Annotated in this window: 16 protein-coding genes; 6 read left to right on the forward strand and 10 right to left on the reverse strand. The window is 60.7% G+C overall.

Features of this window, described 5'->3' with window-relative positions:
• Window positions 1-21: 21 nt before the first annotated feature.
• Window positions 22-210 carry a hypothetical protein gene (locus N554_RS0120250; protein WP_029585137.1) on the reverse strand — a complete coding sequence of 63 codons (189 nt, stop codon included), beginning with the start codon at window positions 208-210 and terminating at the stop codon, window positions 22-24.
• Between the two features lie 251 nt (window positions 211-461).
• Here N554_RS0120250 and N554_RS0120255 point away from each other — a divergent pair, with 251 nt between their 5' ends.
• On the forward strand, window positions 462-1,439 hold the full coding sequence (locus tag N554_RS0120255) for a DUF2336 domain-containing protein (protein WP_029585138.1): 978 nt from the start codon (window positions 462-464) through the stop codon (window positions 1,437-1,439).
• A 2-nt stretch (window positions 1,440-1,441) separates the two neighbouring features.
• Here N554_RS0120255 and N554_RS0120260 read toward each other — a convergent pair whose 3' ends face one another.
• Window positions 1,442-1,786 (reverse strand): DUF1491 family protein, encoded by a 345-nt coding sequence (locus tag N554_RS0120260; RefSeq protein ID WP_029585139.1) that lies wholly within the window; start codon window positions 1,784-1,786, stop codon window positions 1,442-1,444.
• Window positions 1,787-2,056: 270 nt separating this feature from the next.
• On the opposite strand from N554_RS0120260, the gene N554_RS0120265 reads away from it, so the two are divergent.
• Entirely contained in the window at window positions 2,057-2,284 is a 228-nt protein-coding gene (locus N554_RS0120265) for a dodecin (RefSeq protein WP_029585140.1), read from the forward strand.
• Window positions 2,285-2,344: 60 nt separating this feature from the next.
• On the opposite strand, the gene N554_RS0120270 is transcribed toward N554_RS0120265, so the two are convergent.
• Entirely contained in the window at window positions 2,345-3,067 is a 723-nt protein-coding gene (locus tag N554_RS0120270; RefSeq protein WP_029585141.1) for a peptidoglycan-binding domain-containing protein, read from the reverse strand.
• On the reverse strand, window positions 3,060-4,937 hold the full coding sequence (locus tag N554_RS0120275; protein WP_029585142.1) for a PAS domain-containing sensor histidine kinase: 1,878 nt from the start codon (window positions 4,935-4,937) through the stop codon (window positions 3,060-3,062). Before N554_RS0120275 ends, N554_RS0120270 begins: the two co-directional genes overlap by 8 nt.
• A 420-nt stretch (window positions 4,938-5,357) precedes the next feature.
• Here N554_RS0120275 and N554_RS0120280 point away from each other — a divergent pair, with 420 nt between their 5' ends.
• Both N554_RS0120280 and N554_RS0120285 read left to right on the forward strand, forming a co-directional pair.
• On the forward strand, window positions 5,358-5,750 hold the full coding sequence (locus tag N554_RS0120280) for a DUF5330 domain-containing protein (protein WP_029585143.1): 393 nt from the start codon (window positions 5,358-5,360) through the stop codon (window positions 5,748-5,750).
• Between the two features lie 92 nt (window positions 5,751-5,842).
• Window positions 5,843-6,271 carry a SufE family protein gene (locus tag N554_RS0120285; protein ID WP_029585144.1) on the forward strand — a complete coding sequence of 143 codons (429 nt, stop codon included), beginning with the start codon at window positions 5,843-5,845 and terminating at the stop codon, window positions 6,269-6,271.
• 138 nt (window positions 6,272-6,409) lie between these two features.
• Here N554_RS0120285 and N554_RS0120290 read toward each other — a convergent pair whose 3' ends face one another.
• Both N554_RS0120290 and N554_RS0120295 read right to left on the reverse strand, forming a co-directional pair.
• The gene (locus tag N554_RS0120290) at window positions 6,410-6,823 is read right to left on the reverse strand and encodes a Ros/MucR family transcriptional regulator (RefSeq protein ID WP_029585145.1); all 414 of its coding nucleotides are present in this window, start codon (window positions 6,821-6,823) and stop codon (window positions 6,410-6,412) included.
• Between the two features lie 184 nt (window positions 6,824-7,007).
• On the reverse strand, window positions 7,008-7,880 hold the full coding sequence (locus tag N554_RS0120295) for a hypothetical protein (protein ID WP_051677601.1): 873 nt from the start codon (window positions 7,878-7,880) through the stop codon (window positions 7,008-7,010).
• 328 nt (window positions 7,881-8,208) lie between these two features.
• Here N554_RS0120295 and N554_RS0120300 point away from each other — a divergent pair, with 328 nt between their 5' ends.
• Together N554_RS0120300 and N554_RS0120305 are read left to right on the forward strand one after the other, a co-directional pair.
• Entirely contained in the window at window positions 8,209-9,858 is a 1,650-nt protein-coding gene (locus tag N554_RS0120300; RefSeq protein WP_029585147.1) for a glycosyltransferase family 39 protein, read from the forward strand.
• Between the two features lie 111 nt (window positions 9,859-9,969).
• Window positions 9,970-10,749 carry a class II aldolase/adducin family protein gene (locus N554_RS0120305; RefSeq protein WP_029585148.1) on the forward strand — a complete coding sequence of 260 codons (780 nt, stop codon included), beginning with the start codon at window positions 9,970-9,972 and terminating at the stop codon, window positions 10,747-10,749.
• A 388-nt stretch (window positions 10,750-11,137) separates the two neighbouring features.
• On the opposite strand, the gene N554_RS0120310 is transcribed toward N554_RS0120305, so the two are convergent.
• The 4 genes from N554_RS0120310 to N554_RS0120325 form a co-directional block, all read right to left on the reverse strand.
• On the reverse strand, window positions 11,138-11,674 hold the full coding sequence (locus N554_RS0120310) for an REP-associated tyrosine transposase (protein ID WP_029585149.1): 537 nt from the start codon (window positions 11,672-11,674) through the stop codon (window positions 11,138-11,140).
• An 824-nt stretch (window positions 11,675-12,498) separates the two neighbouring features.
• Window positions 12,499-13,911: a M20/M25/M40 family metallo-hydrolase gene (locus tag N554_RS0120315; protein WP_029585150.1), complete on the reverse strand. Its 1,413-nt coding sequence runs from the start codon at window positions 13,909-13,911 to the stop codon at window positions 12,499-12,501.
• Between the two features lie 11 nt (window positions 13,912-13,922).
• Window positions 13,923-15,245 (reverse strand): glycosyltransferase family 87 protein, encoded by a 1,323-nt coding sequence (locus tag N554_RS0120320; RefSeq protein ID WP_245283658.1) that lies wholly within the window; start codon window positions 15,243-15,245, stop codon window positions 13,923-13,925.
• 56 nt (window positions 15,246-15,301) lie between these two features.
• Window positions 15,302-16,873 carry a helicase HerA-like C-terminal domain-containing protein gene (locus N554_RS0120325; protein ID WP_029585152.1) on the reverse strand — a complete coding sequence of 524 codons (1,572 nt, stop codon included), beginning with the start codon at window positions 16,871-16,873 and terminating at the stop codon, window positions 15,302-15,304.
• Window positions 16,874-17,166 lie beyond the last annotated feature (293 nt).

Below are 17,166 nucleotides of genomic sequence, written 5' to 3' on the forward strand. Positions count from 1 at the left end.
GCATATCGAGATGCCCTGATATCAGCGCCGGCGGCGGCGACGGCCCGGGGCTGCCCCCGCTTCCGGTCCGCTGCCCCCGCTGGCTTCTTCGGGTGCGCGTTCGATCCGGATGACGGGAAGGATCAGGATGGTTCCCATGTCTTCGCGTGGAGCGCCATCCATGGTTGAGCCCAGCCGGCGCGACGCCGGAAATTCAATGATGGTGCCCATGTCAGCTCTCTTCCGGTTGCCGCTCAGAGCCTGATTTGGCCGGCGACATGGCATCATTAAGAACAGGACGTGGTTAACGGCATCTTAATTTGCCTTCGCTGGCCCCGTTTGATGGAGGCACCAGACACGGCCGCTCCGAACGACGAACGTTCAAATGCCCCGTCAGTAATTCACGGATTTTTTTCCTTAACGAGCTGTTAAAGCAACCGCGCGTAGATTGGGGCGAGATTACTCAGTCGCGTATCCCTGACATGACCACACCTCCACTATTTCCGGGCTTCGACGGGTTGATGACGCTCTCCCGCCGGGAAGGCGTCGATATCAGGCCCACTTTGCTGCGCGTGCTGACCGATCTCTATGTTCAGGCCAACGCGCACAGCGCCGAGGAAGAGCGACAGTTTGTCGAGCTGACCTCCCGTCTGATCGATCAGGTTGACGACGCGACCCGCGCCGTGGTCCGGGCGCGGCTTGCGAGCTATCCGGGCACGCCGCTCGAAGTTTTGAGCAAGCTGCGGCTGAAAGCCTCAAACCCCGATGCCCGCGTGCCGGTCGGTGCTGAGGCTCCCGCTGCCCCATCGGTGGCGACGTCGCCGGCCGACGCACTAAGCGGGGCGCAATTGCGGATGGCGTCGAACTTGTCGATGCAGCCCAAGGACGCTGCCGAAATCAACGAGATATTTTCGCGCGCGAACGCCGGCGAACGCGCTTTGATCCTGCACAATCTCGAGGACACACGGCTGCGGGCCTCCTTGAGGATTCCCGCCGCACGCGCCAAGCGCGCCATCGAGACGCTGGAGATGGCTGCGTTCGCCGCCGATGCCGAAAACTTCACGCTTGAACTCGGCGAAGCCCTGATATTGCCCTCGCGGGTTGCCGCTGAGGTCGTCAACGACCCCGGCGGCGAGCCGCTGGCGTGCGCGGCACGCGCGCTGGACATGCCGAGCGCGGTTTTTCAGCGGGTGTTGCTGTTCCTCAATCCTGAACTCGGCTGTTCCGTGAACTACGTCTATCGGCTGTCGCGCCTGTACGACCAGCTGAGCGAACGATCCGCCCTGGTCATGCTGGCGGCGTGGCGCGGCGCGACACTGGCGGTCACCCGCGCCAAGTATCAGCCGGGACTCTACGACGATGAGCGTAATCGCGCGCGCCCAGCACCCGCCCAGACTCGCCCGGCCACGCCACTGCCTGATGCGCGCATCGTACCGCGCACCGGTTCGCAGAGTTCGTGACGTTAAGCCTGCGCGAGATCGAGAAAATGCCGCCCTGCCCGGTCCTCGGTCTCCACGATCCAGGCATCCGGGTCGAAACGGACTTCTTTCACGAGGCGCTCTTCCACTGACTGTTCGGGCACTGGCTGCGGCGAGGTCGGCATGAAAATGCGCTCGATCGGCCGACTGTCGTCATAGACGGTCTGCGGCGCCGGCACATACAGCATCGCATTGCCGTCGAGCAGCGCCACCTTGACGAACACCGCACCGGCCTCTTCGGCGCCGCGCCGGCGCACGGCGCCGAATATTCCCTCGGTTTGGCAACGGCGCAAATAAGCGGCCACCCATATGCTGGACTTTAGACGCATGCAATCGACGATAGGCCAGCGGATAGATTGACGCCAGTGTCGCGAATCCAAAGTCCGCCTGCGTTGCAGTTGCGGACATTCCAACATAGGCCCGCTTCCAAACTGAGGGTGCAGGCTCGATTGCGGCGGTCCGCTCCAGTTTGCCGGTACCCTGCAGAATTAGCGGAACTCGAGAGCCTGAGAGCTCGTTCAGAATGGACTTGGCTCGCGATCGGATTCGAACTCCGAGAGAAGCCTGGATTGCTCCCCCTGATACTACGGAGGTTCGCCATGCCGGATACAACAGAAATGAAGGACCATGTGTACAAGATACTAGAACTCGTAGGATCTTCTGAAGAGAGTATCGAAGGTGCCATTCAGAATGCCCTAATCCGCGCAGCAAAGACCATTCGCGATATGAAATGGTTCGAAGTCGTGCAAACGAGAGGCCATATCGAAAATGGGTCTGTTCGCCATTACCAGGTCACCTTGCGAGTTGGATTTACGCTGGAGGAGTAATCTTGGCAAAAACACCCAGGGTCGATTTCGAGCACTACGATCGCTGGCGGGTATGAGCATTTAGTCAATCGGGTGACCAATCACCGCGGTGAGTTCGCGCACCAGACGATCGGACATCTGCCCGGTCACCGGGATCTTGCGCTCGCGCTCGAACTTCTGGATCGCGGCCTGGGTGTCTGAGCCGACGGTGCCGGTCGGCTTCAACTGGCCGTAGCCATATTCGGTCAGCGCGCGCTGCACCGCCGCTACGCGGCGCGAGCCGGCCATGGCATCATTGCGCGAGGCAACCGGGACTGGCGCGGGCGGTCGCGCGATAATGGAAGGCGCCGCAGGAGGTGGGCTGGTCGCTTTGAGAAGATTGGCCAGCGGATCCGCAGTCTTCTCGGCAGTCTTCGGCTCGGCAGTCTTCGGCTCGGCAGTCTTGAGTTCGGGAGCCTTGAATTCTGAAGCCTTGAATTCTGAAGCCTTGAATTCTGAAGCCTTGGGCTCAAGCGGAATGGCTTCGACCGGACGCGGACGCGGCAAGGGGCTGGGCGCCAAAGCTGCCGACGGGATCGCGACAAGCGAGCCGAACATCGGCGCCGGATGGCGCCCCGCCTGCAGGAACAGTGCGTTGGCGATGATCGCGCCGACCGCGGCAAACGCCAGCGCCCCTGCAATCGTGTCCTTCGGGCTATGCAGCAAAATACGCATCACGAAGCCCCGTTCGGCGTTCGCTTCGATCGCGGCTGCGGCAGCGCCACGACGGCGGCGCGGCGTGTCGTCATCTCTTTGTCTAGGCACTCTTCTTCACCTGATGGGCTTGATCTTGATTCTGGTCCTGATTCTGGTCTTGATTTTGGTCTTGGCTCGCGGATCGCAGGACCGGCGTCAGAGTTGCGATATTGTTTGGTGGCTGTTGCACCGGCGGCGAGAACGCCAGCGGCAACGCGACCATCACGGTTGTTCCTTCGTCGATCCTGCTGTGCACACTTATCTCACCGCAATGCAAGGCTACCAGACTTTTCACGATCGACAGCCCGAGGCCGGTGCCTTCGTGCCGCCGCTGATAGGTCTTTCCGGCCTGGAAGAAGGGATCGCCGATCCGCTTGAGATCGTCGGCCGCGATGCCGACGCCGTTGTCGGTGACCCGAAGCACCAGCCGCGCCCCCTCGGCGGCGGCAGATACCGTCACCGTGCCGCCGCGCTCGGTAAACTTGATGGCGTTGGACACGAGGTTCAGCACGATCTGCTTAAACGCGCGCGGATCGCCGTTCATGACCGGCAAATCTTCCGGCGCGTGGGTCACGAGGTCGATGCCGTTCTCGCGTGCCTTCAGCGCCAGCAGGTTACAGCAGTTAATCAGCGCCGCACGCGGCGCGAAAGGCTCCGGCGCGATTTCGAAGTTGCCGGACTCCATCTTGGACATATCAAGGATACCATTGACCACCGACAGCAGATGCTGGCCGGAATCGTTGATCAACTGGGCATATTCCCTGCGGCGCGCCGCATCCAGCATCAAGGCATCTTCCTGAACGATCATTTCGGAGAAGCCGATGATGGCGTTGAGCGGCGTGCGCAGTTCGTGGCTCATCGTAGCAAGGAAGCGGGTCTTGGACGCGTCCGCCTGCTCGGCGGCGGTGCGCGCCAGATCGAGCGCCTGCTCCTGGCGTTTTCGGTCGGTGACATCGCGCATCACGGCGACGACTTCGGCCTCCAGCGAAGCCGCCGCGTCCGAAGCCTGTTCGAGCGGACGGCAACGCATCTCGACCCAGATGAAGTCTCCTTGACGATTCTGACCGCGCTCGCCGCCGCGCGGTGCATCTCGCCGGAGACGAAATTCAACACTGCGCGCTTCACCGCCGCGCGCGGCGTCCGAAAGCGCGCTGAGATAGGCCGGACGATCGGCGACGTGGACGCGATCGAACAGCCCATGCCCAAGCAGCCGCGTGACCTGGGTTGCCAACATCGTCTCCGCCGCCGGCGAAATGAATTGCACCGCGCCGTCGCGGCGGTGGCGCGAGATCACGTCGCTCATGTTTCGCGCCAGCAGCCGATATCGATCCTCCTCGACGTAGAGCAGCGAGACGCTGGTGCGCGCCAGAGACTCGGCGCCGAACGCAAGGCCCGCGGCATAAAGCGTCGCCGACGCCACGCCGCACGCCATGAATATGCCGCGCGCGGCTGTACTCGCATCGGACGCCGGCAACAGGTCGAAAAGTCCGAAAACGATCAGTAACGCAGTACACGCCAGCGCCAGGGCTAAGGCGAATGCGACCACGCGGCGCGAGGCGGAAAGCGCCGCCTCAAGCGGGACGACGACAAGCCAGATTGCGGCAAACGATTCGATGCCGCCGGTGGTCATGGCTACCGTCATGACGAGGCCGGCCAGCGCCAGCGACGAGAGGACATGCGCGCCCTCGTAGCGGCCGGTCCGCGAGAGAAACCACGACAGCAGAATGGGAGCGATAAGCCATGCGAACGCCGCGACCTCAATCGCCGTGGGCGCGCCGCGCATCGCAAGATAGACCGGGAATGCCGCGAATGCCGCGAGGCTTCCGAGCAGCCGCGGCGCCATGAAGGCGCGATGGCGCGCACGCGTCAGCGCGTCATATCGTGCTGACGGATGCAACAGCGCATCGAGGCAATCGCGAATGATACTCAAAACTCTCACGGCCCTCGCGCTTCGGCTGGGTCGTCATAATGACGCACCGCAACGCCCCCTTTATCGTTGCGCCACCGTGTCAGAGCGACATTAAGCGAACGCTAAAGCGCGCAGGCCTGCGGTCGGACAGGCTATGTTTGCCACGTCTTCGCATACCGCGAGAGGGTTCATTCGATGCAGATGGTGAACGTCGGGTTTCCAGAGCGGCCCGTATGGTTTCGAAATGGTGGATGCGGCGAGCGCATGAAAACCCCTCGTGAAGGCCGCATCAATTGAAAATTTACACCGAATCAAATCAGTCGGAATTTTTTCAAATTTTCGCCGATTTAAGCTCAATACAAACACTTGCGATTTATCGACGAATGTTAGTCAACAGACCGATTGCGAGATCAATCGCAACACAATCAAAGAGACGGTCGGGGTCGCGAAATGTTTTTTCTGCTTCGCATGGCGTTCTGGCTCGGGCTGGTGCTCGTGCTTTTGCCCAGAGAGAAGACACCTGAATCGGACAAGGTGCCTCAGTTGGGCACTTCAGAAGCCGTGTCTGCCGCGACCGCGGCGGTTTCGGACATGGGTCAATTCTGCAAGCGCCAGCCGACAGCCTGTGAAGTCGGCGGGCAGGCCGCGACCATGATCGGCCAGCGCGCCCAGGAAGGCGCGCGCAAGCTGTATCAGATCATCATCGACAAGCGCGCATCCGACCACACCGGCTCTATCGGCCCCGTCGAGACTGCCGACGCCTCGGCCGTGGAATTGGCAGCGCGCGACACGCTGACGCCGGACGATCTGTCGGCCGAGTGGCGGGCCCCGCCGACGCCATGAGGGCAAACTAAGCCCGGAACTTGTTCGTCGGCTATATCGCTTTCCGTCTCCCGCAATCCTATATATGGCTTTGGGATTGAGCGTGGGACACGATGACGATCGACGAAATCAGGGATAATTTTGCGCTGCTGGACGATTGGGACGACCGCTACCGGTACGTCATCGAGCTCGGCCGCACGCTGGCTCCGATGCCGGAGTCCGAGCATTCCGCAGCCAATAAGGTGCAGGGCTGCGCCAGCCAGGTCTGGTTGTCGAAACAAATCGACCGCAGCGGCAGCGGCGAACCGGTGCTGAAATATCTCGGCGACAGCGACGCGCATATCGTGCGCGGACTAATTGCAATCCTGCTGACGCTGCATTCCGGCCGCACGCCGCAGCAAATTCTTGCAACCGACGCCATTGCGCTGTTCGACGAATTCGGATTTCGCGAGCATCTGACGCCGCAGCGCTCCAACGGCCTGCGCTCCATGGTCGAGCGCATTCGCTGCGACGCCCGCGAGGCGCTGGCCACCGCCTCCTGAACGCCTGTTTTCAAAGCTGGCATTTTCCAGTTAGATCGCTTCGCGATTGCACATCCACTGCCTCGTGGTTCGTCCCGCGCGGCGTTGTCGCGCTCCTCACAAGGATGCGGCCACCGTCTTGGACAATACGCGAGCGCGCTATTTCCGCCGCCGTCGCTGCTGGCCCAGCCCCATTTTCTTGGCGAGTTGCGAACGCGCCACCGCATAGTTCGGCGCGACCATCGGGTAGTCGGCCGGAAGGCCCCATTTGTCCCGGTATTGTTCCGGCGTCATGTTATAACGCGTTCGCAAATGGCGCTTCAGCGATTTGAAGCGCTTGCCGTCCTCGAGGCACACTAAATAGTCGGGGGTCATCGATTTCTTTACGGAAATCGCGGGCTTGGCAGGCTCCGAAGGCGCCTCTACCCGGCCCGTCGAAACCCGCAGCAAGGCCGCGTGGATCTGGCTGATCAGGCCCGGAATTTCGGAAGCCGGTGTCGGATTGTTGCTGAGATAGGCCGACACGATGTTCGCGGTCAGGTCGATGAAGCTTTTGCCGGCGGCATCAGTCATGGCTGAACCTTCTAGAGATCGTAATCATGCGGGAACTTGCAGGATCGCGACAGTATCCCGCCGCGCCAATACGCGATCGGAATCTTGCGCTACTTGCCGAATATGAGCGGATTGCTGTCGACGTGACAAGAACACCGCCGCTTTATTTTTTCAAGAGCCAGATCCGCCCCAAATACAGGTGCGCTCAGGAACGCTGGTCGAGATGCGAGCGCAGTTCGTCGATGGAAGCGAACCGCATCATGCCCTCGGGCATTTGGGCTTCGATCGAGCCGTCGGAATACAACGAATAGGCCATGCCATCGACGACGCCTGATTTGAGAACCGTCACCGGCGGCGGGTCCTCGTTTGGCGCGGCTGGCGGAGAACGCTCTGCGCCGCTGTTTGCCTCGGAAAACGTCGATGGCGCCCGGCCGCTTCGCCGCGGCAGCGGCGCATCGGCGGCCCTGGCACGTTCCGATTTTGGCCAAGCGTGCTCGAAGTTGGGGGGCGGCGCCTCGCCTGTTTCGAAAGCCGGCGGCACACCGCCAGGCGCGGGATAAAGATCGGCCGCGGAGGCATCGGTGCTCTGCGCCTGCGCGCGTTCGCGCTCTCTCCGCGATGTGGAGGAAAACAAGAGACTGCGCCGCTTGGGGGCTGGGGCGGCCTCGACGTACTCTGGCGCGGATGGCACGTCGCGGCGCGCCCGATCGCGCGATGCCGCCTCCCCGTACCATGGCGGGGTCGGCCGCGCTGATGATTGCGCTGCAAGCTCTTCGCTTTCCGCAGCCGGCTGATCACGGCTGAATAAGAAACCGCCGTCTTCCAGAGCGGCTGCCGGCGGTAGCATGCTCCCGGCAACGGGTTTTGCTTCCATATCGGTGCCAAGCCGCCGCGCAACATTCCTCAACTCCCGGCCAACCGTCCAAAGGCCGATCATCATCATCCCGGTGCAGGTGGCGACCACCCCCGTGAGGATCAACGTGTTGCCGAAACCGAATTCCTTGATCGGAATGCCGTAACCGATCGACAGAAGGCCAGCCAGCACAAGGCCAATGCCGGCGACCAACACCACAGCCATCATTGAACTCACCCCCGGGCCGCACTGGAAATGCGCGCAAGCCCCCCGACGCCACGATACCGTCATATTGGGTACATCGCTAACGGGCAATTGCGGGGGCGGTTCCCGCCAAAACCTCAAGTTAATAGAATACGATCCAGAGGTTAATTCTTGTACGGCATGCGTTCCGGGTCAGGCTTTTGCCTTCTGCCGATTGCTGCATTGCATCAGGGAAATTGCGCCACAATTCCCAATTACTTGGATAGGGAACTGCGCTATATGGATGCCGGGGAATGAGGCCCAAGAGCGCCAACGCTGGGCCATAGGGGATACCGGGTTACCAATAGACATGTCATCCATCACTACTTTGGCCATCGATACGCCTGCACGGCGCTCGGTGGAACGGACATGCGACGACCTCGCCATCATTGTGCTGGCTGCGGTCGCATTAATCGCAGGCGTTACGTTTCGCGACTATGGGTTGGGCTGGGACGACTATACCCACGCCGAATATGCCGACCTCCTGCTGCGAATGTACGGTTCGGGCTTCAAGGACACCGGCGCGCTGTCGTTCGCCAATCTCTACATGTATGGCGGCGGCTTCGACATGGCGGCCGCGCTGCTGCACAAGGTCATCCCGCTCGAATTGTTTGAAACCCGCCGCCTGCTCGGCGCCGTCGTCGGCGTCATCGGCCTTGCGGTGACGTGGCGGCTTGGCCGGCGCGTCGGCGGCCCGCTCGCCGGGCTGGCAACGTTGCTGCTGCTCGCGCTGTGCCCGACCTTCTATGGGCATATGTTCATGAACCCAAAGGACGCGCCGTTCGCGGTCGCGATGGTGGTCCTGATGCTGGGCCTTGTTCGTCTGGCCGAGGAATATCCCTCGCCCTCGCCGCGGACCATCCTGATCATCGGTCTTGGTGCCGGACTGTCGATTGGTTCGCGCATCCTCGGCGGATTGGCGCTGGTCTACGCGGTAGTCGGCTTTTTGCCGTTTCTTCTCGAGGAGATCCACACCCACAGCGCGCGTGAAACACTTCGACGCTTTGTCCATGTTGTCTATGTGCTGCTGCCCGGTCTGGTCCTCGGCTACCTCATAATGGGGCTGATCTGGCCGTGGTCGATTATGGAACCGGGCAATCCGTTCCAGGCGCTGACCTACTTCTCGCATTTCTTCGAGAAGCCCTGGAAGGAAATGTTTGACGGCGCACTGGTCTCGGTGCCTGACATGCCCTGGTCCTATCTGCCGACGCTGTTTGCGCTGCAACTTCCCGAAGTGCTGCTCGGCCTTTTGATTGCCGCGGTCGTCGGCACGTTCATGTCGCTGTCGCGCGCCGATGTATCGGCCCGCCGCAAGTCGATCCTGCTGATGCTGACGCTCGCGGCAACGCTGCCGCTGGTGATTGCGATGGTGAAGCGCCCGGCGCTTTACAATGGCATTCGCCATTTCATTTTTGTAATCCCGCCGATGACGGTGCTTGCCGGCTTTGCCTTCGCGTGGGGCATGAACTGGCTCAAGGAAAATCACCGCAATTGGCAGCCGGCCGTTTTCGCCGTCTGTACGTTCGGCCTGCTGTTGTCGTTCGGCGAAATGATCCGGTTGCATCCCTATCAGTACACGCATTTCAACCATATCGCGGGCACGGTTCGCGCCGCCAACGATCTTTTCATGCTGGATTACTGGGGTCTCGCGCTGAAGCAGGCCTCCGACGGATTGCGCGACGATCTCGTCGAACGCCAGGAATTTCCGCCCCGCGGACGCAAATGGAAGGTCGCGGTATGCGGTCCGCAGCGTCCGGCGCAGGTCGCGCTCGGCCCCGACTTCACGATCGGCTGGGACAGCCACGCCGCCGACTTCGCGATGACGCTCGGCGAATTCTACTGCAAGGGCCTCACCGCCCCTGTCATGGTGGAGATCAAGCGCGACGACGTGGTGTTCGCGCGCGTCTACGATATCCGCGGCCGCAGCATCTCCAGCCTGCTGTCCATTCCGGCGCCTTAAGGCTTACCTTGTTACATTAGCATGACTGTCACGCTGGCCCTGCGCCTTGCTGCAAACCTGCCGCACGGCTAGGCTTGAGGCGAAAATCAATCGTTCAACGGGAGAACCATCATGTCGCCAGCGGAAGCTCGCCTGAAGAAAGTATCGTCTGACATGACGGAGGCCGAATGGGGCCAGCGGATCAATCTCGCCGCCTGCTACCGCCTGATCGCGCATTACGGCTGGGATGACCTGGTCGATACCCACGTCTCCGCGCGTGTGCCGGGACCGGAGCATCATTTCCTCATCAATCCCTATGGCTTGATGTTCGACGAAATCACCGCGTCCAGCTTGGTGAAGGTCGATCTCGACGGCAACCAGTTGACGAAGAGCGACTACAGCATCAACCCGGCCGGCTTCACCATCCACTCAGCGATCCACGAGGCGCGTGAGGATGCCGGCTGCGTGCTTCATCTGCACACCCCCGACGGCACCGCGGTCGCGAGCTGCATGGAAGGCCTGCTGCCGCTGAACCAGACCGCGCAGCTCGTCACTCATGACCTCGCCTATCACGACTATGAAGGCATCGCGCTCGACCATGACGAGCGACCGCGCCTGCAGAAAGATCTCGGAAACAAGAACCACATGCTGCTGCGCAATCACGGCACCCTGACCGTCGGTCGCTCCGTGGCTTCCGCCTTCGAGCGCATGTATCATCTGGAGCGCGCCTGTACCATGCAGGTCCGCACCCGCATGTTGGGGCCTGTGGCCTATCCGGTCGACCCAACCGTCGTGGATAAGAATACCAAGCTGCTGGCGAACCCCGATCGGCAGGAACTGCGCTCGACCACGCTGGTCTGGCCGCCGCTACTACGCAAGCTCGACCGCCTCGATCCCAGCTACAAGAATTGAAATTTTTGAAGTTTCGTGTAGGCTAGCGCTCAACAACCTCTGCACTACCGATTAAAACGCCGCCCAATTCCGGGCGGCGTTTTTGTTTGGCACAAGAAGTCGTGCGGGTGATCGGAACGACAGCGCGGGCAAGGTGGGCCATGCGGAAGGATGCGTTCAGCACTGTCACCGTGACCCTCATCCTGAGGAGCTTGCGAAGCAAGCGCCTCGAAGGATGCATGAACGCTCGGGTCCCCCGCCATCCTTCGAGACGCCGCACCGAGGGGTGCGGCTCCTCAGGATGAGGACAGTGGGGTGCAGCCCTCACCGTCATTGCGAGCCAACAGGTCGGCGCGCGGCCCGTAGGATGGGTTGAGCGCTTGCGAAACCCATCACCACGCTTCACGCCCTACGGCCGTTCGCCAAAGTCCCCGCCATAATCTCTGACATCGCCGGCCCAATCCTCGGGATAGATTCCAAGCTTCACCATACGATGGAACGACGAATACGGCCAATCCCTGACGCGCGGCACCAGCCCATGCTTGACCGGGTTGATATGGACGTAATCGACATGACGCGTGAAATCTTGGTCGTCGCGAATGGTGTGTTCCCAATAGCGTCGTTGCCAGATGCCGCGTTCGCCTTTGGCGGCGCGGCTATCTGAAATCCGTTCGCCGGTTGGCAGGCTGCGCGAAAATGTGGATTTGATCAGCCGCCAGCGTGTGGCAAAATCCGCATCGCCTTCGGGTAACGTCCAGACAGTATGGAGATGATCGGGCAAGACAACCACCGCATCGATCGTGAACGGATGCCGCTGGCGCGTCTCGCGAAACGCGCTTCGCAACTCATCGATATGTTGCACCAGCAGCCGCAGTCGCCGCTCCGCCAGATTGAGGGTGAAGAAGAAGCTGCCTCCAGCAATGAAGTTGCGACGATAGGTGGTCATATCGACGTGGTCTCAGGGTGACTGGAGGACGCGACGATACCGCGGAATTCACCGTCGGGACATGGGCCGGACCCGTTGTTCATCCGTCGCGTGATGGGTATCGCTGCGCTCCACCCATCCTACGGCAACTGCTTCGCTTCGCCCGCAAGTGAAATCCCACGACCCGGGCGCGACAAAACAACCCGCCGGGCAAATCACCCCAAACCCCGTCCAGCCCGTTTGAGAAAAGTATTTTGCTTAACATGTCGGGCAAATCACTGCTTTAGCTTCGCGTGTCTCACCCGATGAGAGGGGCGGATCGCGAGTCGTCACGAACGTGCGGTGGGATGCGGTGGACGCGAAAGTTGCGACTGACGAGCGTGGCTCAAGCGGACGGCGAAGTCGTGTGGTCCTGGCGCCCGACGCTGGCGCCAAGCTTTGCGGAGATGATCCGCGAAGTGACGGTGGCAAAAGAGCTCGGCTCACCGGGGAGAGCGCGAAATAAGCCGTAACCCATCGCGCAGGGAAAGCCGGAATGCCTCCGCTGAACCTGTATGCTCGTGTGCGTTTTTCTCAACGCATTTTGCACACGAGACCGCGGGTGCAGCGCGCACCCGGCTTTCCCTGCGCCCTCTTGTTTCCTGGGGGTGAAAATCGACGCAAAGCTCGGGCGCATCTCGCCGCGAGAATGCGAAGTTATTTCTGGACGTCATTGCGAGGAGCGCTTGCGACGAAGCAATCCAGCTTTCCTTGTTGCCGCGAAAGCTGGATTGCTTCGCTTCGCTCGCAATGACGTTGATGGATTTAGTAGGATTAGCGAAGCTCCACTCTTCTACGCGACTGCCTTACCGCGGCGCGTCCGCCAGCGCCGCCAAAATCCGCGCCCACGAGCGAATGCCCTTGTGAAAACTTTTCAGGTCGTACTTCTCGTTCGGCGAATGGATGTTGTCATCGTCAAGCCCAAACCCCACCAGCACGGTATCGAGGCCGAGGGTGCGCTTGAAATCCGCGACGATCGGGATCGATGCGCCCGAGCCGATCAGAAGCGCTTCCTTGCCCCACTCGTCGGTCAGCGCGCGTTTTGCGGCGGCGAGCGGTTTCATGTTCCAGTCAAGCGCGATAGCCGGCGCGCTGGAATGGTCGGTGAATTCGGCCGTGCAATCCCCAGGCAGCCTTGCGGTGACGTAATCGCGAAAGGCTTTTCGGATTTTCCCGGGCTCCTGCCCCTCTACCAGGCGGAACGAAATTTTTGCGGACGCTTCCGCCGGGATCACCGTCTTCGAGCCCTCACCGGTGTAGCCTCCGATGATGCCATTGATGTCGCAGGTCGGGCGCGAGGAAATTTGCTCGATCAGCAAGCGATCCTTCTCGCCGGCGGGAATCGAAAGCCCGATCGGTTTGAGAAAGGAATCCGGCGAGAGATCGAGCGTCTTCCATTGCGCCAGAACGTCTGACGGCAAATCCTTTACGCCATCATAGAAACCGGGGATCGTGATGTGGCCGTTCTCATCATGCAGGCTGCCGAGGATCCGGGTCAGTACCCGGATCGGATTTTGCGCGCCACCGCCGAAGATGCCGGAATGCAGATCGCGATTGGCGGCCTTGATCCGCACCTCATCATACATCAGTCCGCGCAGCGACGTCGTAATCGCCGGAGTATTGGGGTCCCACATGCCGGTGTCGCAGACCAGCACGAAGTCGGCCTTGAGGTCGTCCTTGTTCTTTTCAAGAAACGGAACGAAATTTTTCGATCCGATCTCTTCTTCGCCCTCAATGACGATGGTGATGTCGACCGGCAACGAACCCGTCACGAATTTCCAAGCCCGGCAGGCTTCGACAAAGGTCATCAATTGACCTTTATCGTCCTCTGCGCCCCGCGCGACGATGATTTTTCGCCCGTCGGCATGCGTCGCAATGGCCGGCTCGAATGGCGGACGATGCCAAAGATTGAGCGGATCGACCGGCTGCACGTCGTAGTGACCGTAGAACAGCACATGCGGTCGCGGCTCGCGGTTTCCTTTGCCATTGGTTTTGGCGACGATGGCGGGATGACCTGCGGTCGGCCGGACGTTGGTCGTGAAACCGAGCGTCGCGATATCGGTGGCCAAGTGATCGGCGGCCGCTTTGCAATCTCCGGCAAAGGCCGGATCGGCGGAGATCGATTTGATCCGCAGGAGCGCAAACAGCCGATCGAGGCTGTTGTCGAAATCGGCATCGATGCGGTCGAGGACCTGCTGCAATTGCGGAGTGTTGGACATTCGCTATCTTCCTAACTGCGGGCGTTGTTCTGCATATCGGGTTTTAACTCCCCAGCTGTTGGCGACAAAGAGCTCGCTTTACCAGCCGCGGGCGGGTGCAGAATGTGCCAGACCAATCCCCCGGTTATCACAGCGGTCGCGGCGAGGTTGTTGCCGTAGGCCTGCAGGTCAATCGGAAAAACAGGAATCGACAGGCACATCAGCAGTCCCGCGATCGCAAGCGTGGCCCACGTGCCGGCCTGCACCGCCGGCCGCGGATCGTAGGCTGCCCGGTGTATCAGAACGGTGATCGGAAAGAACAGCCACATGAAATAATACTGCCGCGCCAGCGGCGAGGCCACCGTCATCAGACAGAACAGGATGCCAAGTTCTTCGGCGTTCGACCGTGGTGTTATCCGGGAAGGAGGCGGCATCACCGCGACGTATCCAAGTCCAATTGCCAGCGAGATCGCGAGCACGACCCAATTCGCCGACTTAAAATCGAGATTGAGCAGGTTCATGTACTCTGGCTGCTTGGCCGGATTATCCTGGTTGTAATTGACCGGGCGCGTCAGCCGATGCGTCACGGCGATGATGGATTGATTGACCCACGACCAGTTCTGCTCGGCACGCTGTCCAAAGCCCTGCTCCGAGCTCGATCCGACCATTGCCTGAAACCAGGTTTTCAGTTCGGAAACGTTGTGCTGGAAGCCGCGCACAGGCGCCGGAACCAGGAATAGAAAGATTCCGAGGAACACGACCATGCTTGCGGCACACGCCCACTGCCTTCGCCAAATCAGATAAGGAAATACGGCCACCGGGAAAACCTTGATGGCGGTCGCCAGCGCAAACATGCTTCCCGCCATCCAGGAGCGCTGGTGCTGCAGCAGCCAGAACCCGAACAACATCATCGTCAGCAGAACGAGGTTGGGCTGCCCTAGATCGAACATGTCGAAGACAAAGGAGATGGTGACGAAGCCCGGCAGCGCAAACAGCCACGGACCGGGTATCTTCCCCGACCCCGTCATAGCGTTCGAGAATTGCCCCGTCATCCACCACGCCACCGCGTTCACAAGCGACAGGAATAGATAAAGCGGTATCTTGCCGAAATAGCTGGGTATCGCGAGCAAGATGGCGGCCGGCGGTGGATAGATGAAATCGAAATAGGCGTTGGGATCGCTGGGGTAGAGGTCCCTGCCCTGCAGGACCTGTTGTCCGGCCCAGAACCAGAGCGGATAATCCTTTGTCTTCCCACTCCCCCAAATTTCCGGGACCAGAACATCAGCCGTCAGCGCGATACAGCAGACCACAAAAAGAATATCGAGCGGCGCTCGCAACGACGGATACCTCAGCACACGTTCCTTCCGCAAAGTCAGAGAAAGATCACATCGCAGCAACTGCGCCCAAAAAACTATCGCCGCAACAGTCCTCCGAGCGCGCCGCGCACCAGCGCGCGGCCGACCGAACTACCCATCGAGCCGCCCACCGATTTGCCGAGATCGGCAACCACCCCGCCGACCACCTTGTTGGTGACGGTGCGCGTGACGCTTCGCGCGATAATCTGGCCGGTCGACAACCTTCCCCGCGATACGTTGGTGCCAAAAATCGTCCCGACGATCGCGCCGATCTGCCCGAGAATTCCGCCACCGCTGGCAGACCCGCCCGCTGGCGCCGCGGTTCGGGCCACCCGCTTCTGCAGCACCTCATAGGCGGATTCGGAATCGATCGTGGTGTCGTATTGGCCCTTCACCGGGCTCTTGTCCATGATCGCTTTGCGTTCCTCCGGCGTGATCGGCCCGATCCGCGCCGACGGCGGCCGGATCATCACACGCTCGACCATCGCCGGCGTTCCGTTGCCTTCCAGAAACGACACCAGCGCTTCGCCCTTGCCCAATTCGGTGATGACCTGGGCGGTATTGAGTTTCGGATTGGGCCGGAACGTCTGCGCCGCTGCCGCGACCGCCTTCTGGTCACGCGGGGTAAAAGCCCTCAGCGCGTGCTGCACGCGGTTGCCCAATTGGGCGAGCACTTTGTCGGGTACGTCGATCGGATTTTGCGTCACGAAATATACTCCGACGCCTTTCGAGCGGATCAGCCGCACCACCTGCTCGATCTTGTCCATCAGCGGCTTCGGCGCATCGTTGAACAACAGATGCGCTTCGTCGAAGAAGAATACGAGCTTCGGCTTCGGCGGATCGCCGACCTCCGGCAGCTCCTCAAACAGCTCGGACAGCATCCACAGCAGAAAAGTTGCATAAAGCCGCGGGCTCTGCATCAGCTTGTCGGCAACCAGAATATTGACCATGCCCCGGCCATCGCTGTCGGTGCGCATGAAGTCCTTCAGCGCCAGCGCCGGTTCGCCAAAAAAACTCGTCCCGCCCTGGTTTTCCAACACCAGAAGCTGACGCTGGATGGTTCCCACGGTCTGCTTCGAAACATTTCCGTAGTGCGTGGTCAGCTCGGCGGCGTGTTCCGCAATGAAGGACAGGATCGACCGCAGATCCTTCATATCCAACAGCAGCAAGCCCTGCTCATCGGCCACCTTGAACGCGATATTCAGCACGCCCTCCTGGACGTCGTTCAGATCCATCATACGCGAGAGCAGCAGTGGACCCATTTCCGAGACGGTTGCGCGCACGGGATGGCCCTGCTCGCCGAACACGTCCCAAAACACGGTTGAAAATTGATCGGGCTGGAAGGTAAGGCCCATGTCGGCGGCCCGTTTGAGGATGAATTCCTTGGACTCACCGACTTCAGAGATGCCTGAGAGGTCTCCCTTGATATCGGCCGCGAACACCGGAACGCCTGCACGCGCAAATCCCTCGGCCATCACCTGCAGCGAAACGGTTTTTCCAGTTCCGGTAGCGCCAGTGACGAGACCATGGCGATTTGCAAGCCCGAGCGTCAGCCAAGCCGACTGTTCGCCCTTTCCGATGAGGATTTTCTCGTCGGTATCGGCTATCTTGTTTTCGGAGGTAGCCATGGCATCGCCTCTTCGCGCGCATCGAGGGTTTCGATCACCCAACCGCCGGGATCATATTGCATCTTGCAAGCCGATTGAACCCGGTCAACGGCTTTTGGGGGGCGTTGAAGGGCCGGTTCATCGATACGCCATCGACCAGGTTGGCGCTCGCCCCGTCGAAAGTACGAAACGCCGCGACGATTTGCTGCGAATTTCGCGATCACTCTTGCATTGCTGCAACACTCGTCCCGCGATCGAAGACCAAAAAGCCTTTCCCATGCGCTCATCGCTTGTAATTCGTGTCACAGAAGATC

The sequence above is a fragment of the Bradyrhizobium sp. URHD0069 genome (assembly GCF_000701345.1).
GTDB lineage: Bacteria > Pseudomonadota > Alphaproteobacteria > Rhizobiales > Xanthobacteraceae > Bradyrhizobium.